General features: G+C 33.7%; 1 protein-coding gene. It reads left to right on the forward strand.

The features are described from left to right. Nucleotides 1–82 precede the first annotated feature (82 nt). Complete coding sequence (locus BFJ87_RS13150; protein ID WP_077405418.1) at nt 83–817, forward strand: DUF7003 family protein; 735 nt, start codon at nt 83–85, stop codon at nt 815–817. Nucleotides 818–963: the final 146 nt, after the last annotated feature.

Raw genomic sequence — 963 nt, forward strand, 5'->3', positions numbered from 1 at the left:
TTATTAAAGTATATTGTAATCCGAAAAGTAGTAGCTAGAAATCCGCTACTGCTCATACACGAGACCGTTACCATACATACGAATGAACATTTTCGGATTTAAGAAAAAAAAGGAATATTCATCAAAGGATATTTTAAAGCAACTTGACAAGTGTGTGGAGGATTTTACGTTTCCAATGTTGGATAATGGATATGTTTATCCTGTTCATTCTAAATTGAGTGCTTATCGAGACGAAAAACGCTGGGCTTTAGTAATCGAAGTAATTGGATTTAATTATCGTGGCGGAGGACACAACGGAATTTCCAATTGTATGCACATTTTTGGTAACTGCATAGACACAAAGCCTGGAACTGATAACGCAAACTTTTTATACATAACGGATAATAGTACTGACAACTCGACTTTTGATGAAGAATATTTGGAAAGTCTTAATCCAAAGGCGAAAACTATGCTTTTGCGCGGAAAAGAATTGAGCATTAATCACGATCGAGAATTTTATCTGAATAAAGGAATTGAACTCGAAGAAGAAGACAAAATTTTCATTTGGGAATTTTTGAGAGGTTTAGAGCCTGAATACAATAAAGAATTTGAAGCAACTGAAAAGGAAGTCAGAGAGCGAATCCCAATGGATTTACCAAAGATTATGGAATTGACGGAATGGAATCATCCAGACTGTGCGGATTCCGAAATTCCGAGTAAAAGCAAAACTTTTAAGCAAATAGCCAAGGTTCTTGAAACTGGACAAGCGGAATTTTACAAACCGACTGAACAGCCAAATAATCATTGGAAAAATTGGCCTGATGGAGGAACGTTGTAAAAAAGTACGTATGGTAACAACGTACTGTGGTAAAAAACAAGTAAAAACTAACTAATTTTTAGCTAAAGTGCTTCTGTAAGAATCATCATATATTAGTCCTGATTTTTATAAAACAAAAATTTTATTTTAAATTTTTTAACTAAAAA

Origin of the sequence: Cellulophaga omnivescoria (genome assembly GCF_001999725.1) — a bacterium.
Taxonomy (GTDB): domain Bacteria; phylum Bacteroidota; class Bacteroidia; order Flavobacteriales; family Flavobacteriaceae; genus Cellulophaga; species Cellulophaga omnivescoria.